General features: G+C 57.2%; 14 protein-coding genes. 9 read left to right on the forward strand and 5 right to left on the reverse strand.

Annotated elements, in window-relative coordinates:
• Window positions 1–45 precede the first annotated feature (45 nt).
• The 3 genes from HUO14_RS12560 to katG all read left to right on the forward strand — a co-directional run bounded on the left by HUO14_RS12560 (window position 46) and on the right by katG (window position 5,301).
• Complete coding sequence (locus HUO14_RS12560; protein WP_176280130.1) at window positions 46–732, forward strand: DUF4197 domain-containing protein; 687 nt, start codon at window positions 46–48, stop codon at window positions 730–732.
• 1,037 nt (window positions 733–1,769) lie between these two features.
• Window positions 1,770–2,666, forward strand: a complete 897-nt coding sequence (locus tag HUO14_RS12565; RefSeq protein ID WP_176280131.1) for an SDR family oxidoreductase — start codon at window positions 1,770–1,772, stop codon at window positions 2,664–2,666.
• 397 nt (window positions 2,667–3,063) lie between these two features.
• Window positions 3,064–5,301, forward strand: a complete 2,238-nt coding sequence (katG, locus tag HUO14_RS12570) for a catalase/peroxidase HPI (protein WP_176280132.1) — start codon at window positions 3,064–3,066, stop codon at window positions 5,299–5,301.
• A gap of 176 nt (window positions 5,302–5,477) precedes the next feature.
• Here the strand turns inward: katG and HUO14_RS12575 are convergent, their stop codons facing one another.
• Together HUO14_RS12575 and HUO14_RS12580 are read right to left on the reverse strand one after the other, a co-directional pair.
• Window positions 5,478–6,305 carry an HTD2 family dehydratase gene (locus tag HUO14_RS12575; RefSeq protein ID WP_176280133.1) on the reverse strand — a complete coding sequence of 276 codons (828 nt, stop codon included), beginning with the start codon at window positions 6,303–6,305 and terminating at the stop codon, window positions 5,478–5,480.
• On the reverse strand, window positions 6,305–7,483 hold the full coding sequence (locus HUO14_RS12580; RefSeq protein ID WP_176280227.1) for an acyl-CoA dehydrogenase family protein: 1,179 nt from the start codon (window positions 7,481–7,483) through the stop codon (window positions 6,305–6,307). Before HUO14_RS12580 ends, HUO14_RS12575 begins: the two co-directional genes overlap by 1 nt.
• Window positions 7,484–7,648: 165 nt before the next feature.
• Between HUO14_RS12580 and HUO14_RS12585 the strand changes: the two genes are divergently transcribed.
• From HUO14_RS12585 to HUO14_RS12600, 4 genes are all read left to right on the forward strand, one after another.
• Entirely contained in the window at window positions 7,649–8,758 is a 1,110-nt protein-coding gene (locus tag HUO14_RS12585) for an S-(hydroxymethyl)glutathione dehydrogenase/class III alcohol dehydrogenase (protein WP_176280134.1), read from the forward strand.
• Window positions 8,758–9,585, forward strand: coding sequence for an S-formylglutathione hydrolase (fghA, locus tag HUO14_RS12590; RefSeq protein WP_176280135.1), 828 nt, complete (start codon window positions 8,758–8,760; stop codon window positions 9,583–9,585). Before HUO14_RS12585 ends, fghA begins: the two co-directional genes overlap by 1 nt.
• A 257-nt stretch (window positions 9,586–9,842) precedes the next feature.
• Window positions 9,843–11,744 carry a sensor domain-containing phosphodiesterase gene (locus HUO14_RS12595; protein WP_217908004.1) on the forward strand — a complete coding sequence of 634 codons (1,902 nt, stop codon included), beginning with the start codon at window positions 9,843–9,845 and terminating at the stop codon, window positions 11,742–11,744.
• Window positions 11,745–11,892: 148 nt separating this feature from the next.
• Window positions 11,893–13,053, forward strand: a complete 1,161-nt coding sequence (locus HUO14_RS12600) for a M24 family metallopeptidase (protein WP_176280136.1) — start codon at window positions 11,893–11,895, stop codon at window positions 13,051–13,053.
• A 62-nt stretch (window positions 13,054–13,115) separates the two neighbouring features.
• Here HUO14_RS12600 and HUO14_RS12605 read toward each other — a convergent pair whose 3' ends face one another.
• A complete protein-coding gene (locus tag HUO14_RS12605) occupies window positions 13,116–13,814 on the reverse strand; it encodes a TspO/MBR family protein (RefSeq protein ID WP_176280137.1) in 699 nt (232 codons plus the stop codon).
• 590 nt (window positions 13,815–14,404) lie between these two features.
• Between HUO14_RS12605 and HUO14_RS12610 the strand changes: the two genes are divergently transcribed.
• Window positions 14,405–15,616 (forward strand): phage integrase, encoded by a 1,212-nt coding sequence (locus tag HUO14_RS12610; protein WP_164088932.1) that lies wholly within the window; start codon window positions 14,405–14,407, stop codon window positions 15,614–15,616.
• A 13-nt stretch (window positions 15,617–15,629) separates the two neighbouring features.
• Here the strand turns inward: HUO14_RS12610 and HUO14_RS12615 are convergent, their stop codons facing one another.
• Together HUO14_RS12615 and HUO14_RS16320 are read right to left on the reverse strand one after the other, a co-directional pair.
• Window positions 15,630–15,839, reverse strand: coding sequence for a DUF5818 domain-containing protein (locus HUO14_RS12615; RefSeq protein ID WP_123906201.1), 210 nt, complete (start codon window positions 15,837–15,839; stop codon window positions 15,630–15,632).
• 18 nt (window positions 15,840–15,857) lie between these two features.
• Entirely contained in the window at window positions 15,858–16,181 is a 324-nt protein-coding gene (locus HUO14_RS16320) for a lytic transglycosylase domain-containing protein (protein ID WP_217272206.1), read from the reverse strand.
• 479 nt (window positions 16,182–16,660) lie between these two features.
• Between HUO14_RS16320 and HUO14_RS12625 the strand changes: the two genes are divergently transcribed.
• Window positions 16,661–17,569, forward strand: coding sequence for a DUF7146 domain-containing protein (locus HUO14_RS12625; protein WP_100092320.1), 909 nt, complete (start codon window positions 16,661–16,663; stop codon window positions 17,567–17,569).
• Window positions 17,570–17,613 lie beyond the last annotated feature (44 nt).

A 17,613-nucleotide genomic window follows, 5' to 3' on the forward strand; every position in this document is an offset into this window, starting at 1 on the left:
AAGGAATATGCTATGATCACCTGAGTTAAAACAGGAGATATGGTCATGGGGTACGGAAAAGTCTTTAGCAGAACATGCAGCGCCATCGCGCTTGCGACCACGCCGTTGGCGATGATGGCTTTCGCGGCGACCCCCGCCATGGCGCAGAGCACAGGCGTGAAAAGCCTGCTCGGCGACGCGTCCGACAATGCGCTCGACAAGCTGTCCGAACCCGGCGCATTCTACGCGGACAAGGCGGTGCGGATATTGCTGCCCGGCCCGCTCGCAAAGGCCACCAGCATATTGCGTTTCACCAGCAAGGCGGGGCTGACCAAGGATATTACCAAGACACTCAATGACGCCGCCGGCAGGGCCGCTCTCGAAGCCAAGCCGGTGTTCCGCTCGGCTATCGATGGCCTGACATTGCAGGATGGCGTCGGTATCGTGACCGGCGGCGAAGCGGCAGGCTCCGACTATTTGCGCCGCACATCGGGTGAAGAACTGGCGGTCAAGGTCCGGCCATTGGTGGAAAAGGCGCTCGGTGACCTCGGTGCCTATGACCAGGTCGAACGGCTCGGCTCTATTTCCTCGCTGGCCCGACTGGGCGGTGCAGATTTTTCGCGTGATGGCCTGACCGACAGCGTCACCGATCAGGCGCTCGAAGGTATCTTCACCTATATCGGCAAGGAAGAAGCGAATTTCAGGAGGAACCCGCTCGACAAGGGCAAGAAACTCCTTAAGAATATATTCTGATATTTCAATTAGATAGAATTTACTCAGTTGCGTTTCATGCAACTGAGGTGACTCCATTCTCAATTGAAACCTTTATCGGAAGCGACCATCTGGAGCCTGTAAGTTACGCAGGAAAAGAGATGTTTGACAGGCGTTTTAACAAGGAGAAAATCCATGAGAACGCTTTTCAATATTGTCGCCGCCCTGTCCGTTAGCAGCATGGTATTGCTGTCAACGATTCAGGTCTGAGGCAAAGAGTTACAATCCCGGCTGCCACCTCCTCCTCCCAATTGAGGCGCCGGGGTTGGTCCAAAGGTCCGGTTCTTCGACAATCTCCTCCCGATTGAAGGACCGGACCAGCGGACGACTGGCGCGACTATTTGCCTTCCCGCCGGCACCGTCCCAATCTTATCCACCACATCGGCAGTAGTTTTCCACCGTTAACTATGCCGCCTGTGGATAACTTCATATTTTCCATTAGGTCCGACTCGGGATCAAGAGTCATATATGGCTTATCGGAAGGCCACCGGACGAACCAGCGACCAGTCAGCAATGACCCGCAGGACAGCCCGGGAACCGGAAGATCGTCGAGATGACCAGATTGTTTTTTGCAAGAAAGATAAAATGATCTCACGGCGGATGATCGGAGAATAGCCGAAAAGGGAAGGCGCAAGCCGGAACGGATCGACTGGACGAAGATCATCGGGTGACCGGACCCAATGCGGGTTGGAGACCGAAGCGAAGAAGCGCAAGCGGACACGTGGAAAACCACCAACCATTAACGCCTTCGGACCGGAAGCCGGACGCCGAACAAGCGGCCGCTGGAATCGCAAGAGGACAGCAGCCCCAACAGAGGCGCAGCGGGAGCTTATCTTCGGATAAGCTCCCGTTTTTTTGTCCGGAGACGAGCGCGACGATGCTCGATATCAGCCACAATATTGCCCGGCGGCCAAACCTGTCCCAAGAAGCAGCTTTTCCGATGATCCATTACTGCTAGTCTGGATCCAGCGACTCATGAAATATGAGCGGCATAACAGACAAGAACAGGACAGGATGATATGGACACCAGCAAACTCATGTTCCGCGACGACCTGATGAAGGGCGAACGGATACTCGTAACCGGCGGCGGCACTGGTCTCGGCAAGGAAATGGCCGAGGGCCTGCTCAAGCTTGGCGCAGAGGTTCATATTTGCGGCCGGCGCGGCGAAGTGTGCCAGGCGACGGCAGAGGAACTGGTCGAAAAACATGGCGGCAAGGTTGTCCCGCACCCGTGCGATATCCGCAGCGCGGAGATGATCAGCGAGATGAACGATATCATCTGGCAGCAGCACGGACCGCTGACGGGCCTGGTCAATAACGCCGCGGGCAATTTCATCTCCCGTACCGAAGATCTTTCAATCCGCGGATTTGACGCGATTGCCAATATCGTCTTTCGCGGCACATTCTACATGACCCACGATATCGGCAAGCGCTGGATCGAGGGCAAGACTCGCGGCAATATTGTCTCTATCCTGACCACATGGGTGTGGAATGGCAGCGCCTTTACCGTGCCCAGCGCGATGTCCAAGGCCGGGATCAATGTGATGACCCAGAGTCTTGCGGTCGAATGGGCGCGTTACAATATCCGTCTCAACGCGATCGCGCCGGGACTGTTCCCGACCGAGGGCATGTCGAGCCGCCTCAATCCCACCGGCAGCGACGAAGAGCGCCAGCGCAGCGGAGCGCCGATAGACCGGCCGGGTGAAATGCACGAGCTTGCCAATCTCGCTGCCTTCCTGCTTGGTCCCGGTGTGGAATATCTGACCGGCCAGACCATTGCGATAGACGGTGGCAGCTATCTTGCCGGCGGCGGCAATTTCTCGCAGCTGCTCGGCTGGGGAGACGAAGAGTGGAGCGCTGCGAAAGACGCGATCCAGGGGCAGAACCAGAAGGACCGTGCAAAACGGACGGTCTGAATAGCGTCCGTCCCGCTGCAGTTTTCGCTGGTCATGGTTTGTTTTTCTTCGGGTCAGTGATCCCCGTCACAGTCAGCGTAAAAAGACTCGGTTAACAAAATCTTGCGGCACCGACCCCATCGGGAAGTTCATCCTTCTCGGTCCCGGTGCCGCACCAAGCCCATTTTGGGTATCCAGGGGAAGTCCGGCAGTTAATGCGACCCAGCTGCCGGGCTTCTTTGGTTTTGGCGCGCGTGCCAACCGTCGGCGATAACAGGTCTATTGATCGAATGGCTTCCTGACAGATGCTTCAATAATCGACATCCTCGATTGCTCTTAGGAAATTTACTGATTTCGGCATTGTTTCTCCTCGGGCTAATCTTCTGTTCATCATGGGATGGTCCCGGAGGAGAGAAAGATGTTCAAATCACAAGTTTCACTTTTTGCGCTGCTGGCCGCTTCAATGGCGCCACTGGCGATCGCAAGCCCGGCTGAGGCGCAAAAAACGGTGGTGCAGGATCCGCCGGGCGCCATGTCCAACAAGGACTGGTGGCCACAAAGCCTCGACCTCGCAGCGCTTCGCCAGCACGAGGCACAGTCCAATCCTTATGGGCCGGACTTTGACTATGCAGCGGAATTCGCGACGCTCGATCTGGCGGCGGTCAAGGAGGATATCCGCAAGACATTGACCACTTCGCAGGACTGGTGGCCGGCCGATTATGGCCATTATGGTCCCTTCTTCATCCGCATGGCCTGGCACAGCGCCGGCACCTATCGTGTCGGTGACGGCCGCGGCGGTTCCGATGGCGGGGAACAGCGATTCGAGCCGCTCAACAGCTGGCCCGACAATGTCAGCCTCGACAAGGCGCGCCGTCTGGTCTGGCCGATCAAGCAGAAATATGGCCGCAAATTGTCATGGGGCGACCTGATGGTGCTGACCGGCAATGTGTCGCTTGAAGATATGGGCTTCAAGACCATCGGCTTTGCCGGTGGCCGCGTGGATGCATGGCAACCCGATCTCATATTCTGGGGCCCCGAAGCCAAGATGCTGGAAGACAATCGCCGCGACGGCAAGGGCGACCTCAAGGGCTCGCTCGCTGCGACCCAGATGGGCCTTATCTACGTCAATCCCGAAGGACCCAACGGCAATCATGATCCGATCTCGGCGGCTGCCGATATTCGCCGGGCATTCGGCAATATGGCGATGAACGACGAGGAAACGCTGGCCCTGATCGCCGGTGGCCACACGTTTGGCAAGGCGCATGGCGCGCACAAGCCCGAGGAATGCATGGGTGACGAACCCTCCGCTGCGGGAATCGAAAGCCAGGGCATGGGCTGGGCCAATAAATGCGGCAAGGGCAATGCCGAGGATACGATTACCAGCGGACTGGAAGGCGCGTGGTCGGCCAATCCGATTGCGTTCACCAACCAGTATCTCGACAATCTGTTTGGTTTCGAATGGGTCAAGGCGAAGAGCCCGGCCGGTGCGACCCAGTGGATTCCGAGCGATCCGAACGCTGCCAACATGGTCCCCGACGCGCATATCCCGGGCAAGACCCACGCGCCGATCATGTTCACCACCGATATCGCGGTCAAGGAAGATCCCGGTTTCCGCAAGATCGCCGAACATTGGCATCAGAATCCCGAAGAATTCGCTGAGGCCTTTGCCCGCGCATGGTTCAAGCTGACCCATCGCGATCTCGGGCCCTCGGCGCGCTATCTCGGTTCCGACGCGCCGAGCCAGACCTTCGTCTGGCAGGATCCGTTGCCTGCGGCTGACTATGCGATGATCGGCGATGCGGACGTGTCGCAGCTCAAGTCGAAAATTCTGGCATCCGGTCTGTCGACACCCGAACTGGTGCGCACGGCATGGGCTTCGGCTTCGACCTTCCGCGGCAGTGATATGCGTGGCGGCGCCAATGGTGCGCGGCTGCGGCTGGAACCGCAGCGCGACTGGGCGGTCAATGACAAGGCCGAGCTGACCAAGGTGCTGGGCAAGCTGGAGGCGATCCAGAAGGATTTCAACCGGAGTGCCAAAGGCGGCAAGCAGGTTTCGCTCGCCGACCTGATCGTTCTGGGCGGCAATGCAGCGGTCGAGCAGGCGGCGAGCAAGGCGGGCCACAAGGTCAGCCTGCCGTTCACGCCCGGACGTGTCGATGCCACGCAGGAACAGACGGATGCGGCGTCCTTCGCCTATCTCGAACCCAAGGCCGACGGCTTCCGCAACTATTATGCTGCCGGTGCGGATATGGCGCCAGCGGCAGCATTGGTCGACAAGGCCGATGCGCTCAACCTGACGGTGCCGGAAATGACGGTGCTGGTCGGTGGGCTGCGGACGCTGAACGCCAACGCGGGCAAGTCGTCCCATGGTGTGTTTACCGACAGCCCTGGTCAGTTGAGCAACGACTTTTTCGTCAATCTGCTCGACATGAAAACGCAGTGGGCGAAGTCCGATGCGAACATGGGCCTGTACGAGGGTCGCGACCGCGAGACGGGCGAATTGACGTGGACCGCGACGCCGGTTGATCTGATTTTCGGATCCAATTCGGAATTGCGCGCGGTTGCGGAAGTGTACGCTTCTGATGATGCCGATCAGCAATTTGTCGAGGATTTTGCAGCGGCCTGGACCAAGGTGATGAACGCCGACCGTTTCTAGGCTGACATAAAATGCTGGAAAGCCCGGTGGCCGCGTGAACCGCAGCCGCCGGGCTTTTCTTTTGCGGCTGGAATTGGGTGTCTCGGCTCGATCCCGTTCGTCCTGAGCCTGTCGAAGGACGGGTGCGCGCCATCATGCTTCGACAGGCTCAGCACGACCGGAGGGTTCCGTTCCCCCTATATCGCGGCCTGCGCGCTCATGATCTCTTGTCCGTCATTGCCGATGACGGCGAGCGCAATATTCTCGCCCTCCTGTTTGCCGACGAGATAGATCGCGGCATTGGCGAAGGCGGGCGCCTGTCCCCGGAAGGAAAAGCTTGAGAGCTGATATGCACCCAGTTCGCGTGCGGCCAGATTGAGCAACAATGTCGCCATCAGCGGTCCCTGCACGACCAGCCCGGGATAGCCTTCTTCCTCCATCGCATAGGGTCGGTCATAATGGATGCGGTGGCTGTTGAAAGTCAGCGCCGAATAGCGGAACAGCATCGGCTCGGTCGGCACGATTTTCTGTTGCCAGTCCCAGTCCTGATGGTCCGGCGCTGCGCTGCTGGTCTGGCGTGTCGGTACCGGAGCTGCGGCCGGCTCCCGATAGACGATATTCTGCCGTTCCCTAATCGCGACCATTTCGCCAACACGGGTTTCATGGTCGACCGCGACAAACACCAGATCGCCCGACTTGCCGGATTTCTCCTCTATGCTGGCGACGGTCGAAACGCGCGAAATTTCGTCGCCGAGCTGCAGCGGATGTTCGAACGAAACTTCGCTCGACGCCCACATCCGGCGGGGCAGGGGGATGGGTGGCAGGAAACCGCCTTTTGCCGGATGACCGTCCTCGGCGAGCTGCGCGGTCGGTGTATCGGGCAGGCCAAGACACCAGTGCAGCCCCTGCGGAATGTCATCGGTGACCGGCCGGTCGATGGTCGCGCAAAAGCGGTGCAGCAGGCCCGGCGTTATCACGTCACGGCGCGTCTCGCTCTTGCCGATCCAGTCTGCCCAGTTGCTCATCAATAGCTCCGGGGCAGGCCCAGCACATGTTCGGCGACATAGGAGAGGATCATATTGGTGCTGATCGGGGCGACCTGGTAGAGCCGGGTTTCGCGGAACTTGCGCTCGACATCATATTCCGCGGCAAAGCCGAAGCCGCCATGGGTCTGGACGCAGGCTTCTCCAGCGGCCCAGCTGGCGTCGGCGGCCAGCATCTTGGCCATATTGGCTTCCTCGCCGCAATTTTCGCCCGCCTCATATTTGCGCAGGCCCTCGTGGACCAGCAGCTCGGCAGCGCGCATCTGCGCATAGGCGCGGGCGATCGGGAACTGGACCCCCTGGTTCTGGCCGATCGGCCGGTCGAACAGCACCCGCTCCTTGGCATAGGCGGTTGCCTTCTCGATGAACCATTTGGCATCCCCGATACATTCCGCCGCGATCAGCAACCGCTCGGCATTCATGCCGGAGAGGATATAGCGAAAGCCATTGCCTTCCTCGCCGATCAGATTGGCGGCGGGTACGCGCATATTGTCGAAGAACAATTCGGTGGTGCTGTGGTTCATCATCGTGTCGATCGGCCGGATGGTCAGCCCGTTGTCTCTGGCCGCATTCATGTCGACGAGAAATACTGACAGACCGTCGGTGCGCTTGGCCACCTGGTCGCGCGGGGTGGTGCGGGCGAGCAGCAGCATCAGGTCGCTATGCTCGGCGCGGCTGGTCCACAACTTCTGTCCGTTGACGACATAATCATCGCCGTCCCGCTTCGCCACGGTCTTCAGCGCCAGCGTATCGGTGCCGCTGGTCGGTTCGGTCACGCCAAAGGCCTGCAGGCGCAATTCACCGGTTGCGATTTTCGGCAGATATTGTGCCTTTTGCGCGTCCGATCCATGGCGCAGCATCGTGCCCATGATGTACATTTGCGCATGCACGGCGCCGCCGTTGCAACCCTGCGCCTGGATTTCCTCGAGGATCGCCGCTGCCGCCGAAATCGGCAATCCGGCGCCGCCGAATTCCTCAGGGATCAGGGCTGCCAGATAACCGGCCTCGCCGAGAGCGGCGACAAAGTCGCTCGGATATTCACGCGCCTTGTCACGCGCCCGCCAATATTCACCCGGGAATTTCTGGCATAGCTTGGCAACTTCCTCGCGGATGGGCGTGTAATCCTGGATCAATTCTGCATCTCCCAATATCCGTTTCATTGAAACGATTGCGGCGGGAAGATCAACCGTCAATCCGGTGCCTTGGTCAAATCAACGATTGTGGCGTATGGGTCGGGCCGTCTCAAATTGCAAAATGCGCCTTGCGGACACCGAACACTGTGACCTACAACAGCGAAAATCGCTTAACCGAGGAACCTCCCTAATATGAAAACACGCGCAGCCGTAGCATTTGAAGCCAAGAAGCCGCTCGAGATTGTCGAGCTTGACCTGGAAGGCCCCAAGGCGGGCGAAGTGCTGGTCGAGATCATGGCGACGGGCATCTGTCATACTGACGCCTATACGCTCGATGGTCTGGACAGCGAGGGCAAGTTCCCGAGCGTACTGGGCCATGAAGGCGCAGGGATCGTGCGCGAAGTGGGGGCGGGCGTCACTTCGGTGGCTCCCGACGATCATGTGATCCCGCTCTACACGCCGGAATGCCGCCAGTGCAAAAGCTGCCTGTCGGGCAAGACCAACCTGTGTACCGCGATCCGGTCGACCCAGGGACAGGGACTGATGCCCGACGGCACCAGCCGCATGTCCTACAAGGGCGAGGCGATCTATCATTATATGGGCTGCTCGACCTTTTCGAACTTCATCGTCGTGCCGGAAATTGCGGTTGCGAAAATCCGCACCGACGCGCCGTTCAACACCAGCTGTTACATTGGTTGTGGCGTCACCACCGGTGTTGGCGCGGTGACCAACACGGCGAAAGTGGAGCCCGGCTCCAATGTCATCGTCTTCGGTCTTGGCGGCATTGGTCTCAACGTGCTGCAGGGCGCGCGAATGGTCGGCGCGGACAAGATTATCGGCGTCGACATCAATGATGACCGCGAGGAATGGGGCAAAAGATTCGGCATGACCCATTTCGTCAATCCGAAAAAGATCAAGGGTGACATCGTCGAGCATCTGGTCGCGCTGACCGACGGCGGTGCGGACTATACGTTCGACTGCACCGGTAATACCGATGTGATGCGTCAGGCGCTCGAAGCCTGCCACCGCGGCTGGGGCGAAAGCATCATCATCGGCGTCGCCGAAGCCGGCAAGGAAATCTCCACCCGGCCATTCCAGCTGGTCACCGGACGCGTCTGGAAAGGCACGGCGTTCGGCGGCGCGCGCGGCCGGACCGATGTTCCGAAAATCGTCGACTGGTATGTCAATGGCAAGATCGAGATCGACCCGATGATTACCCACACATTGTCACTGGAAGAGATCAACAAGGGATTTGACCTGATGCATGCCGGCGAAAGCATCCGCAGCGTCGTAGTGTTCTGATGGAAAGCATTTCCTCAAGCAGAAGTTTTGCCGGCATTCAGGGTGCCTATTCCCATGCTTCCACCGTGACCGGGACCGACATGAGCTTTGCGGTCTATGTGCCCGATCATGAAGCAGGCGCGAAAATGCCGGTGCTCTGGTTTCTGTCCGGTCTGACCTGCACCCATGCCAATGTCATGGAAAAAGGCGAATATCGTCGGCTGGCGAGCGAACTGGGGCTGGTCGTGGTCGCGCCCGATACCTCGCCGCGCGGCGAAGGTGTCCCGGATGATTCCAGCTATGATCTCGGGCAGGGCGCCGGCTTTTACGTGGATGCCACCGAGGAGCCATGGGCCGACCATTTTCAGATGCGCAGCTATATCGAAGAGGAATTGCCAGCCCTGATCGCCGAACAATTTCCGGTCGACATGAGTCGGCAGGGCATATTCGGGCACAGCATGGGCGGCCATGGCGCGTTGACCATGGCGCTACGCAATCCTGACCGCTTCAAGTCTGCTTCGGCCTTTGCGCCGATAGTCGCCCCGTCAGACTGTCCCTGGGGCAAGAAGGCGCTGGGCCGCTATCTTGGCGAAAACAAGGCAGTGTGGCGGGACTATGATGCCTGCGCGCTGATCGAGGATGGCGCGCGCTTTCCGGAGTTTCTCGTCGACCAGGGGGCGGCGGATAATTTCATGGAGGAGCAATTGAAGCCGCATCTTCTGGCCGAGATTTGCGAGAAGGCGTCAATTCCGCTGACGCTGAACCTGCGTGACGGCTTTGACCATAGCTATTATTTCATCTCCACGTTCATGGACGACCATTTGCGCTGGCACGCCGCCCGGCTTTAACGGCCTGGCCCGTTTCAAACCACGCTGCTGCCATGCCGACCTCGGGCAAAAGCCGTATTTTACCAATGGCCGCTATATGTCCGGTCGATAAATGCACATGATTGCGCTTCTGCGGGTCTCACATCCGCAATTCCTTAAGTAATCTGCATTATCGCCGTAACTCTAGCGAGAGCCAATCCGCCTCTGCATGATCTGTTCTACATGACGAGGCGGAATCCGGTTGGCCGGCGTAGTCTGGAATATAAAGGCGGTGTTCGTTGTTGCGGTTTCAAAATACCATTCTTGAGATGATCGCCACCGGCAAATCACTGGATGTTACGGCGAAAAAATTGTGCCTGGAAATCGAGCTCCTGCTGCCGGACGTTGCCTGCTCCGTGCTGCGGGTCGAGCGCAACGGACAGCTCTATCCACTTGCAGCGCCCAGCCTTCCCGAGATATTTTCCGAACTGGTCAACGGCATCATGATCGGTCCCAATGTCGGTTCGTGCGGCAGCGCCGCCTATCATGGCGAGCCGGTGGCCGTAACCGACATCGCTACCGATCCGCGCTGGACCTTGTTCAAGGAACATATTTTGCCAGCCGGTTTCAAGGCTTGCTGGTCGGTTCCGATCTGCAATGCCGAGGGCGAAGTCTGTGGCACCTTCGCGCTATATTTCAAGCAGAACAGAATACAGGACGCACTCGAGCAGGAGCTTGTCAACGCCTGCATCCACCTTTGCGCGATTGCGCTCGAGCAGCACGAGCGCGTCTTGGAGCGCGAACGCCAGGCATCGATTGATGCACTTACCGGCTTGCCGAACAGAGCAAGCTTTGATGCGGCACTGGGCCGGCTTTCCTGCGATGAGGCCGGGACCTGGGCGCTGATGGTGGTGGATCTCGACAATCTCAAGACAATCAACGACACCTTTGGCCATCAGGCGGGCGACGACCTGCTGCAAAGCGTCGCCAAGCGGATAAGAACAGCGGTTCTGCCTGATCATGTGTTTCGGGTTGGCGGCGACGAGTTTGCCGTGATTCTGCAGGAAACCGGCGCGGTTGCGGATCTGGACGGAACAGCCTCGCGCATTCTCGAAACCGTCGGAACGGTCACCAGTTGCGGGGGCCACATAATCCAGCCACGCGCGACCATTGGCGGAGCGGCGCTTTCGCCCGGCGACCGCGAGGCCGAAACGGTGCACAGGCATGCCGATTTCGCGCTTTATCACGCGAAGGAAACCGGGCGCGGCGGCTTTGTCCGTTACTGGCCGGGTATCGGCACGGCAATCAAGAAGCGGATCGAGGTAATTCAGGACGTCGATACCGCATTGGGCGAAGGGCGGATCGAGGCTTATTATCAGCCGGTGGTCCGGCTCGACACACGCGAGATCGTCGGTCTGGAATCCTTGTGCCGCCTGCGGACGCCGGAGGGCAATATTGTTGCCGCCGGAGCATTTCACCAGGCGACGACCGATGTGAATGTCGCCGCCAAGCTGACTCAGGCCATGTTGGACCTTGTCGCCGCCGATGCCCGTTCCTGGCTGGACCGCGGCGTCCCGTTCAAGCATGTCAGCGTCAACATCTCGTCTGCCGACTTTCACAGCGGTACGCTTTATGACCGGATCAAAGCGGCTTTCGGTCGTCACAATATTCCATTGAAACATGTCATTCTCGAAGTTACGGAATCGGTCTATCTGGGGCAGAATGACGAGATCGTCGCAGAGGAAATCAGGTCTCTCCGCTCGCACGGACTCCGTATTGCGCTGGATGATTTCGGCACGGGCTTCGCTTCGCTGACCCATCTTCTGACCGTCCCGGTTGACATCATAAAAATCGACCGGTCCTTCGTGAAACAGTTGCAACGAGATGACCGCAGCAGTGCCATTATCGAAGGATTGCTCGGCATCGCGCAAAAGCTCGGTATCCGGGTGATTGCAGAAGGAATCGAGACCGAAAGCCAGGCCGGTCAGCTGGACGAAATCGGTTGTCAGCTGGGACAGGGCTATCTCTATTCGGCCGCGGTCCCGCCTGAAGCAGCAAGAAAATTGCTGCTCGACCACGGGCAAGGGGACAGGCTCGGGCAACGCGCGCCGATCATTGCATTCCCCGAGCCACCGATCACCGAACAGACCATCCTGGAAGAAGCCGTTCCGGTTAGGAAGCGCGGCGTCGCCGGACGATAAGGACTCAGGTGGGAGCGAGACCCACGCAGCAAAGCCTCCCTTCAACCCGTTTGACGATTGCAATATGCTGCGAGCGTGGCCGGCGCGCAAAGCGTGCACTTTGTGTGAAATGGGTTATAGGCGGGGCAATCATTGCGGAGAAACAATCATGACGACAGTATCGCGACCGCCATCGATCGGCGACGCCGAACGCGAGCAGCGGCTGGACCGTTTACGCGGCGCGATGCCGGCCAGCGGTTTTGATGCGGTGATCATCACCCCCGGCAGCAATATGCGCTATTTTTTCGCCGAGGCATTTTATGAAAGCGAGCGTTTTGTTGGCGTACTGATTACCGCGGACCGCATTGTCTTCATCTGCCCGAAATTCGAGGAATCCGCGATCCGCGCCAAATTCCCGATGGCGTCGGAAATGGCCTTCTGGGAAGAGCATGAATGCCCCTTCGCGCTGATAGCGTCTTTGCTGGCGGACAACGAAAGCCGGGCTTGCGCGCTCGATCCAGAATGTTCCTACGGCCACGCCGCGCGTCTGTTCGACGCGCTGGCGCAGCGCGAGAATCCTGTTCTCTGTGGCTCTGCCGCCCCGGTTATCGCTCCATTGCGCGCGATAAAATCACAGGCCGAAATCGACCTGATGATCGCGGCGATGCAGCTGACGCTGTCGGTTCACAAGACGGTCTTCGAGTGGGTCAAGCCGGGCATGAAGGCCAGTACCGTGATCGCCGAAATCGACCGTCTGCATCGCGCCGGCGGGGCCGATGGCGGCAACAGTTTCTGCGCTGTCCAGTTCGGCGAAGCGACCTCCCATCCGCATGGCGTCCCGGGTGACCCGGCGCTCGAGGAAGGCGAGCTGATCCTGATCGACACCGGCTGCACCATCGACGGCTATAATAGCGACATTACCCGCACCTATGCCCTGTCGAAACTGGACAGCGAAGTCGAAAAACTGTGGCATGCGGAAAAACAGGCCCAGCAAGCCGCCTTTGACCGCGCCGCCATCGGCACGCCCTGCGAAGACGTCGACAAGGCCGCCCGCGATGTGCTGATCAGCCACGGCCTCGGCCCCGACTATGATCTGCCGGGTCTGCCACATCGCACCGGCCACGGCATCGGGCTCGACATTCACGAAGGCCCTTATCTGGTGAAGGGCGACAAGACGCCGCTGGCGGCGGGCATGTGCTTTTCCAACGAGCCGATGATCGTTGTGCCCGGCCAATATGGCATCCGGCTGGAAGACCATTTCTACATGACGGCGGCGGGTCCGGCGTGGTTTACACAGCCGCAAGAGGATATTTATCGACCGTTCGGATAGGGAGTCGGGGACAGTTCACCGGATGGATAGATTGTCTATAGCCTATAGGAAAGCGCGGCCGCTCAACCCGTATGTCTGTTCCGCCAAATCGACAGGCCAAGAACCAGGATTGCGGCGGCCAGAGCCGCGACGGCGACCATCTCGGAGGAGTCCATATTGGCGACCGCAATCCCGAAAAAGCCCCAGGCCACCGCTGCCCCGTAGGGCCATGATGCCAGGCGATAGCCGTTATAGGCCGCAAATGCTGTTGCCAGGACAAGCGCGACGATCGCTGCGGGTATTTCTTCCATCCAGCCATAGCCGGCAAGCAGCAGGCCGATCGAGACAAATGACGCGGCGGAGAGCCAGCCTGCATAGAGCGCCACTGGCCAGCGGGCGATCCAAGAGGGCGTTGCGCCGGCGGACTGATAGAGGGAGGCCAGTGCCGAAAGCAGCATGACCCAAATCAATATCGTCGCCCAGATCGGCGACAATAAAGCGACCGGAAGCCAGATCGATCCAATCGCCAGCGACACAAGCAATGCAATGCGACCGCGGTCCCATGCAGTATCTTTCCCGTATTTCAGAACACCGAAAGCTGCATGAATGATAAGGCCGAGGTAGATGATGCCCCAGATGCCGAACGCCCATCCCGCAGGCTGAACCGCAGCATTGCGTTGCGGTATCGGATAGCGCTCGGGGTCAAAGCCGCCAAATTCCGGTGATAAAAACGGCGAAATGGCAAATGCAATCGACGCGATCAGAACGAAGACGGCTTTCATAAATGGTGACTCCAGATAAGCGGTGGCCAGATCCCTGACGACCGGAATGGCGCTTGCAGCGATTTTTATTCCAACGCCCGCCGCCGAAGGTGGTTCCAACCTGTTATCGGCATCTGGATGTTTTGAAGAAATCTATGGCGCGAGGAGCAGGCAACGGAACTGCCCCGTCCGACTGCATCCAGCCGAGTTCGCTGACGCTCCGGTCGCGACATTCCAGATATCCCTTGTACACGGGCAAGGCAGAAAAGCCGTTCCTTGGCGCGAACTTTGACAAGCTTGGAAACAGATTGTGGCAACTTCAGGTGAGGTGTTGCAACGACCGCTCGTTTTCCGGACGCCCTCTGGCTCCAGAAAATTGGTCGGGACGAGAGGATTCGAACCTCCGACCCCCACACCCCCAGTTGATAAATGCGTGATATTTACTGGGACGGTTTGGTATGATTTGGGACTATAATTGCAATAAAATCAAAAAGATAGCTTGATTTTGACGTTCCCGTTTTGTACTCATTGATCCCGGTAGATTTCATCATTTTGCACTTACATTGCACTTACAGAAAAAGTGCGTGTGTTGAGATAGAAAGGAAATGGCCGTGCAAACTGCACTTACACAGGCTGTCATAGACCGTGCCAAATTGGCTAAAAGACCTTATGAAATTAGAGATAGCCGTTTGAATGGTTTTCTGGTTCGGGTGCAACCTTCGGGCGTAAAATCATTCTACTGCGAATATGATCGCGGCAAGCGCTGGCGGCTAGGACGCGCAGACTCCATGGCCGTTGGACAAGCAAGAAATCAGGCTAAACGAATCATTTCTCAGTATCATTCCGGTATTGATCCGATGGATGAGAAAAAATCAAACGCCAGAGCAATCACGCTCGGTGAGTTTATCGATCTATTTTTCCAACCTTGGGCTCAATCTCATCAAAAGGCACATGAGCAAAATATCAAGCGGATCCGAACCGTGTTCAAAGATTTTCTGAAAAGTAAAATGGATGATATCAATGTTATTGATCTGGAGCGGTGGAGAGCTAGCCGAATTGCTGTGGGAAACAAAACAACAACCACCAATCGCGACATCGCATCCATAAAAGCAGTCTTTAACCGAGCTGTCGATTTTGAGATCATTGAACAAAATCCAATCGCCAAAGTGAAGAAGGCAAGAGAGGATACCAGGCCGCGTGTTCGCTATCTCAATGATGAAGAACTGAAGTTGCTGCTCGAATCGTTAGATCGCCGCGAGGAACGCAGGTGCGGTGAACGGGACAGTGCAAACCGGTGGCGAAGTGAACGCGGCTATCGCCGACTTCCTGACTTTAAGAAGTGCGCGTTCACAGATCACCTCAAGCCAATGATCATACTTTCGCTGCACACCGGTATGCGGCGAGGGGAGGTATTCGATCTTAAGTGGCAGCATGTCGATTTTACCGTGAGATCAATTGCTGTTGTTGGTGAAACGGCGAAGTCAGGAAAAACGAGACATATTCCCATGAACCGCACTTGCTTGGAAGTTCTTGGCCGTTGGCAGAAACAATGCGCAAAATCATCGGGCAGGGTATTTCAAAATGCTGATGGAATGCGTTTTAACAATGTGAAAAAATCGTGGACAGCAATCTTAGAACAAGCGGGAATTGTCAATTTTCGTTGGCATGACATGCGGCATCATTTTGCGTCCCGCTTGGCTATGGCGGGAGTGGATTTGAACGCTATCAGAGAGCTGTTGGGTCATAGCGATTACGAAATGACTTTGCGCTATGCGCATCTTGCTCCCGAGCATAAGAGAAAAGCTGTTGAACTGCTTGATTAGCAAATTCAATTATTCAATTTTTGACACCAATCCAGTCCACTTCAATCCCGTCAACACCGGATTGAACGCCTTCAATGATCACTTGGGTGCCGTCCTTTGGGGTTTTCACGTCCAAAAAGTTTAACCGCCAAACATTTTCATCTGCGCATTGAAGCAAATAGTGGCGTTCGCCTTTGATGAGTTTACCGGTTAGCCGAAGGCGGTTTGAGTTTGAATGGTTCATGATCAAGTGTTCTCTGTCCTACAGCCCCGATTCTGTCCAGCGCGCAAGGACCTTCTTTACGTAATTCCGTGTTTCCTGGTATCGGGGAATGCCATTGGCTTTCAGCACGGCGTTAGGTCCGGCATTATATGCCGCCAGCGCTAGGTGAATCCCCCCAAACTTATCCAGCATTTGCTTGAGATACCGTGCTCCCCCGTCAATATTGGCGGAAGGATCGAACCGGTTCTCAACCCCAAGGTCTAATGCGGTTCCAGGCATCAACTGCGTAAGACCGCCAGCACCAGCAGAACTAACAGCCATAGGATTGTACCGCGATTCCTGCCAAATTAGAGCGTCGAGCAACCCAAAGGGTAGGGCGTGTTTTTTTTTCGGCTGCCCGGATGGAGGTTAGGTAAATAAACCGCCTTGACGAGGCTGATCGGCTTAGTCCTGTAAGCTTTCTTGGTTGTAGATTGGTTTTAGTACCTTCATGATTTGTCGGTGCTCCAGTCACGGGCTTTAGCTGATTTTCCGGTTGCCAAATTCCATGCTGGAACAACCGAAACGTGGGTTTTTCACTTGCGTGTTGATCCAGAGCTTCCCGTTCAGTGGGGGCATTGCTTTCTTGTAAACTCACATCCTGCGCCCATGTCACGCTTGAACACATCGCTATTGTAAGCAGTCCCATTGATAGCTTCTTTGCCAAAATTCATCTCCATCTTGTATCGAATCGGATGAGAACATAAATAGAACATATAGCTGTAGGAAAGTGTTTTCTTACGTGTTGAAGAGGGGAGGCTGCCGGGAAGGGGAGAACTGGCGCAGATGCAAGGAACTCCTCGATGTCCCGTAACGTCCTGACTAATCCCACATCATCCCTCGAGAATACTGCCAGACAGATTTGTGAAAAATTTTCAGGCTATTGGAAAAATGACAAAGGAATGTGCTGCTGCCCGGCACATGATGATAATACGCCGTCGCTTGGTGTCAGTATCGGCCGAAACGCGATTCTCTTTCACTGTTTTGCGGGGTGTCCGCAGAAAGAGGTGCTTGCGGGTTTTGAGCGCCAAGGTGTGCCCGCGCGCAGTCTGTTCAGCGGAAGCTCCATTCCAATTCCCGCAACAAGTCCCAAAGAGATAAAGCCGAGCGCCAATGCACAGCGACTCTGGCGGCAGGCTCAGCGCCTGCAAGGAACTATTGCCCGGACTTATCTCAAAAAGCGCCTGATTAGTATTACTTCTCCAGAATTGCGCTTCCTCGAACGCACGCCGCTTGGTCCCAAGAGCCATGTCCGCTTTCTACCAGCGATGCTGGCATCGGTGCGCACCGATGCGCATATTATGGCCATTCACCGTACATTCCTGCTTCCCGATGGTTCAGGCCAGTCTGATTTCATAAAACCCAAACGCGCACTCGGATCCCTCGGGACCGGGGCTGTGCGCCTTTTTCCACCCAAAGATGGTGTTCTGGGATTGGCAGAAGGCACAGAAAGCGCCATGTCCGCGACGCAGCTGACCGGCATCCCGACCTGGGCAACATTGGGCAATGAGCGCTTTGGGATCGTTACCATCCCGGAAAGCGTGAAGCAGCTTTATCTCTTCGTGGATCATGACGCTGGCGGCGACCTTGCCGAAGCCAAGGCCCGTGAACATTTTCAGATGCCCGGCCGGTCCATTATAGCGCGCCGGCCTAGCCGGCGCGGCGATGACTGGAATAATGAGTTGTTTCGAGCAAACGCAGCTTCCACCTAACCCGGTCCACCTGTGATCCAGAGGAAAGGGGGCTTTTCGCTGTT

Source organism: Parasphingorhabdus flavimaris, assembly GCF_013371215.1.
Classification (GTDB): domain Bacteria; phylum Pseudomonadota; class Alphaproteobacteria; order Sphingomonadales; family Sphingomonadaceae; genus Parasphingorhabdus; species Parasphingorhabdus flavimaris.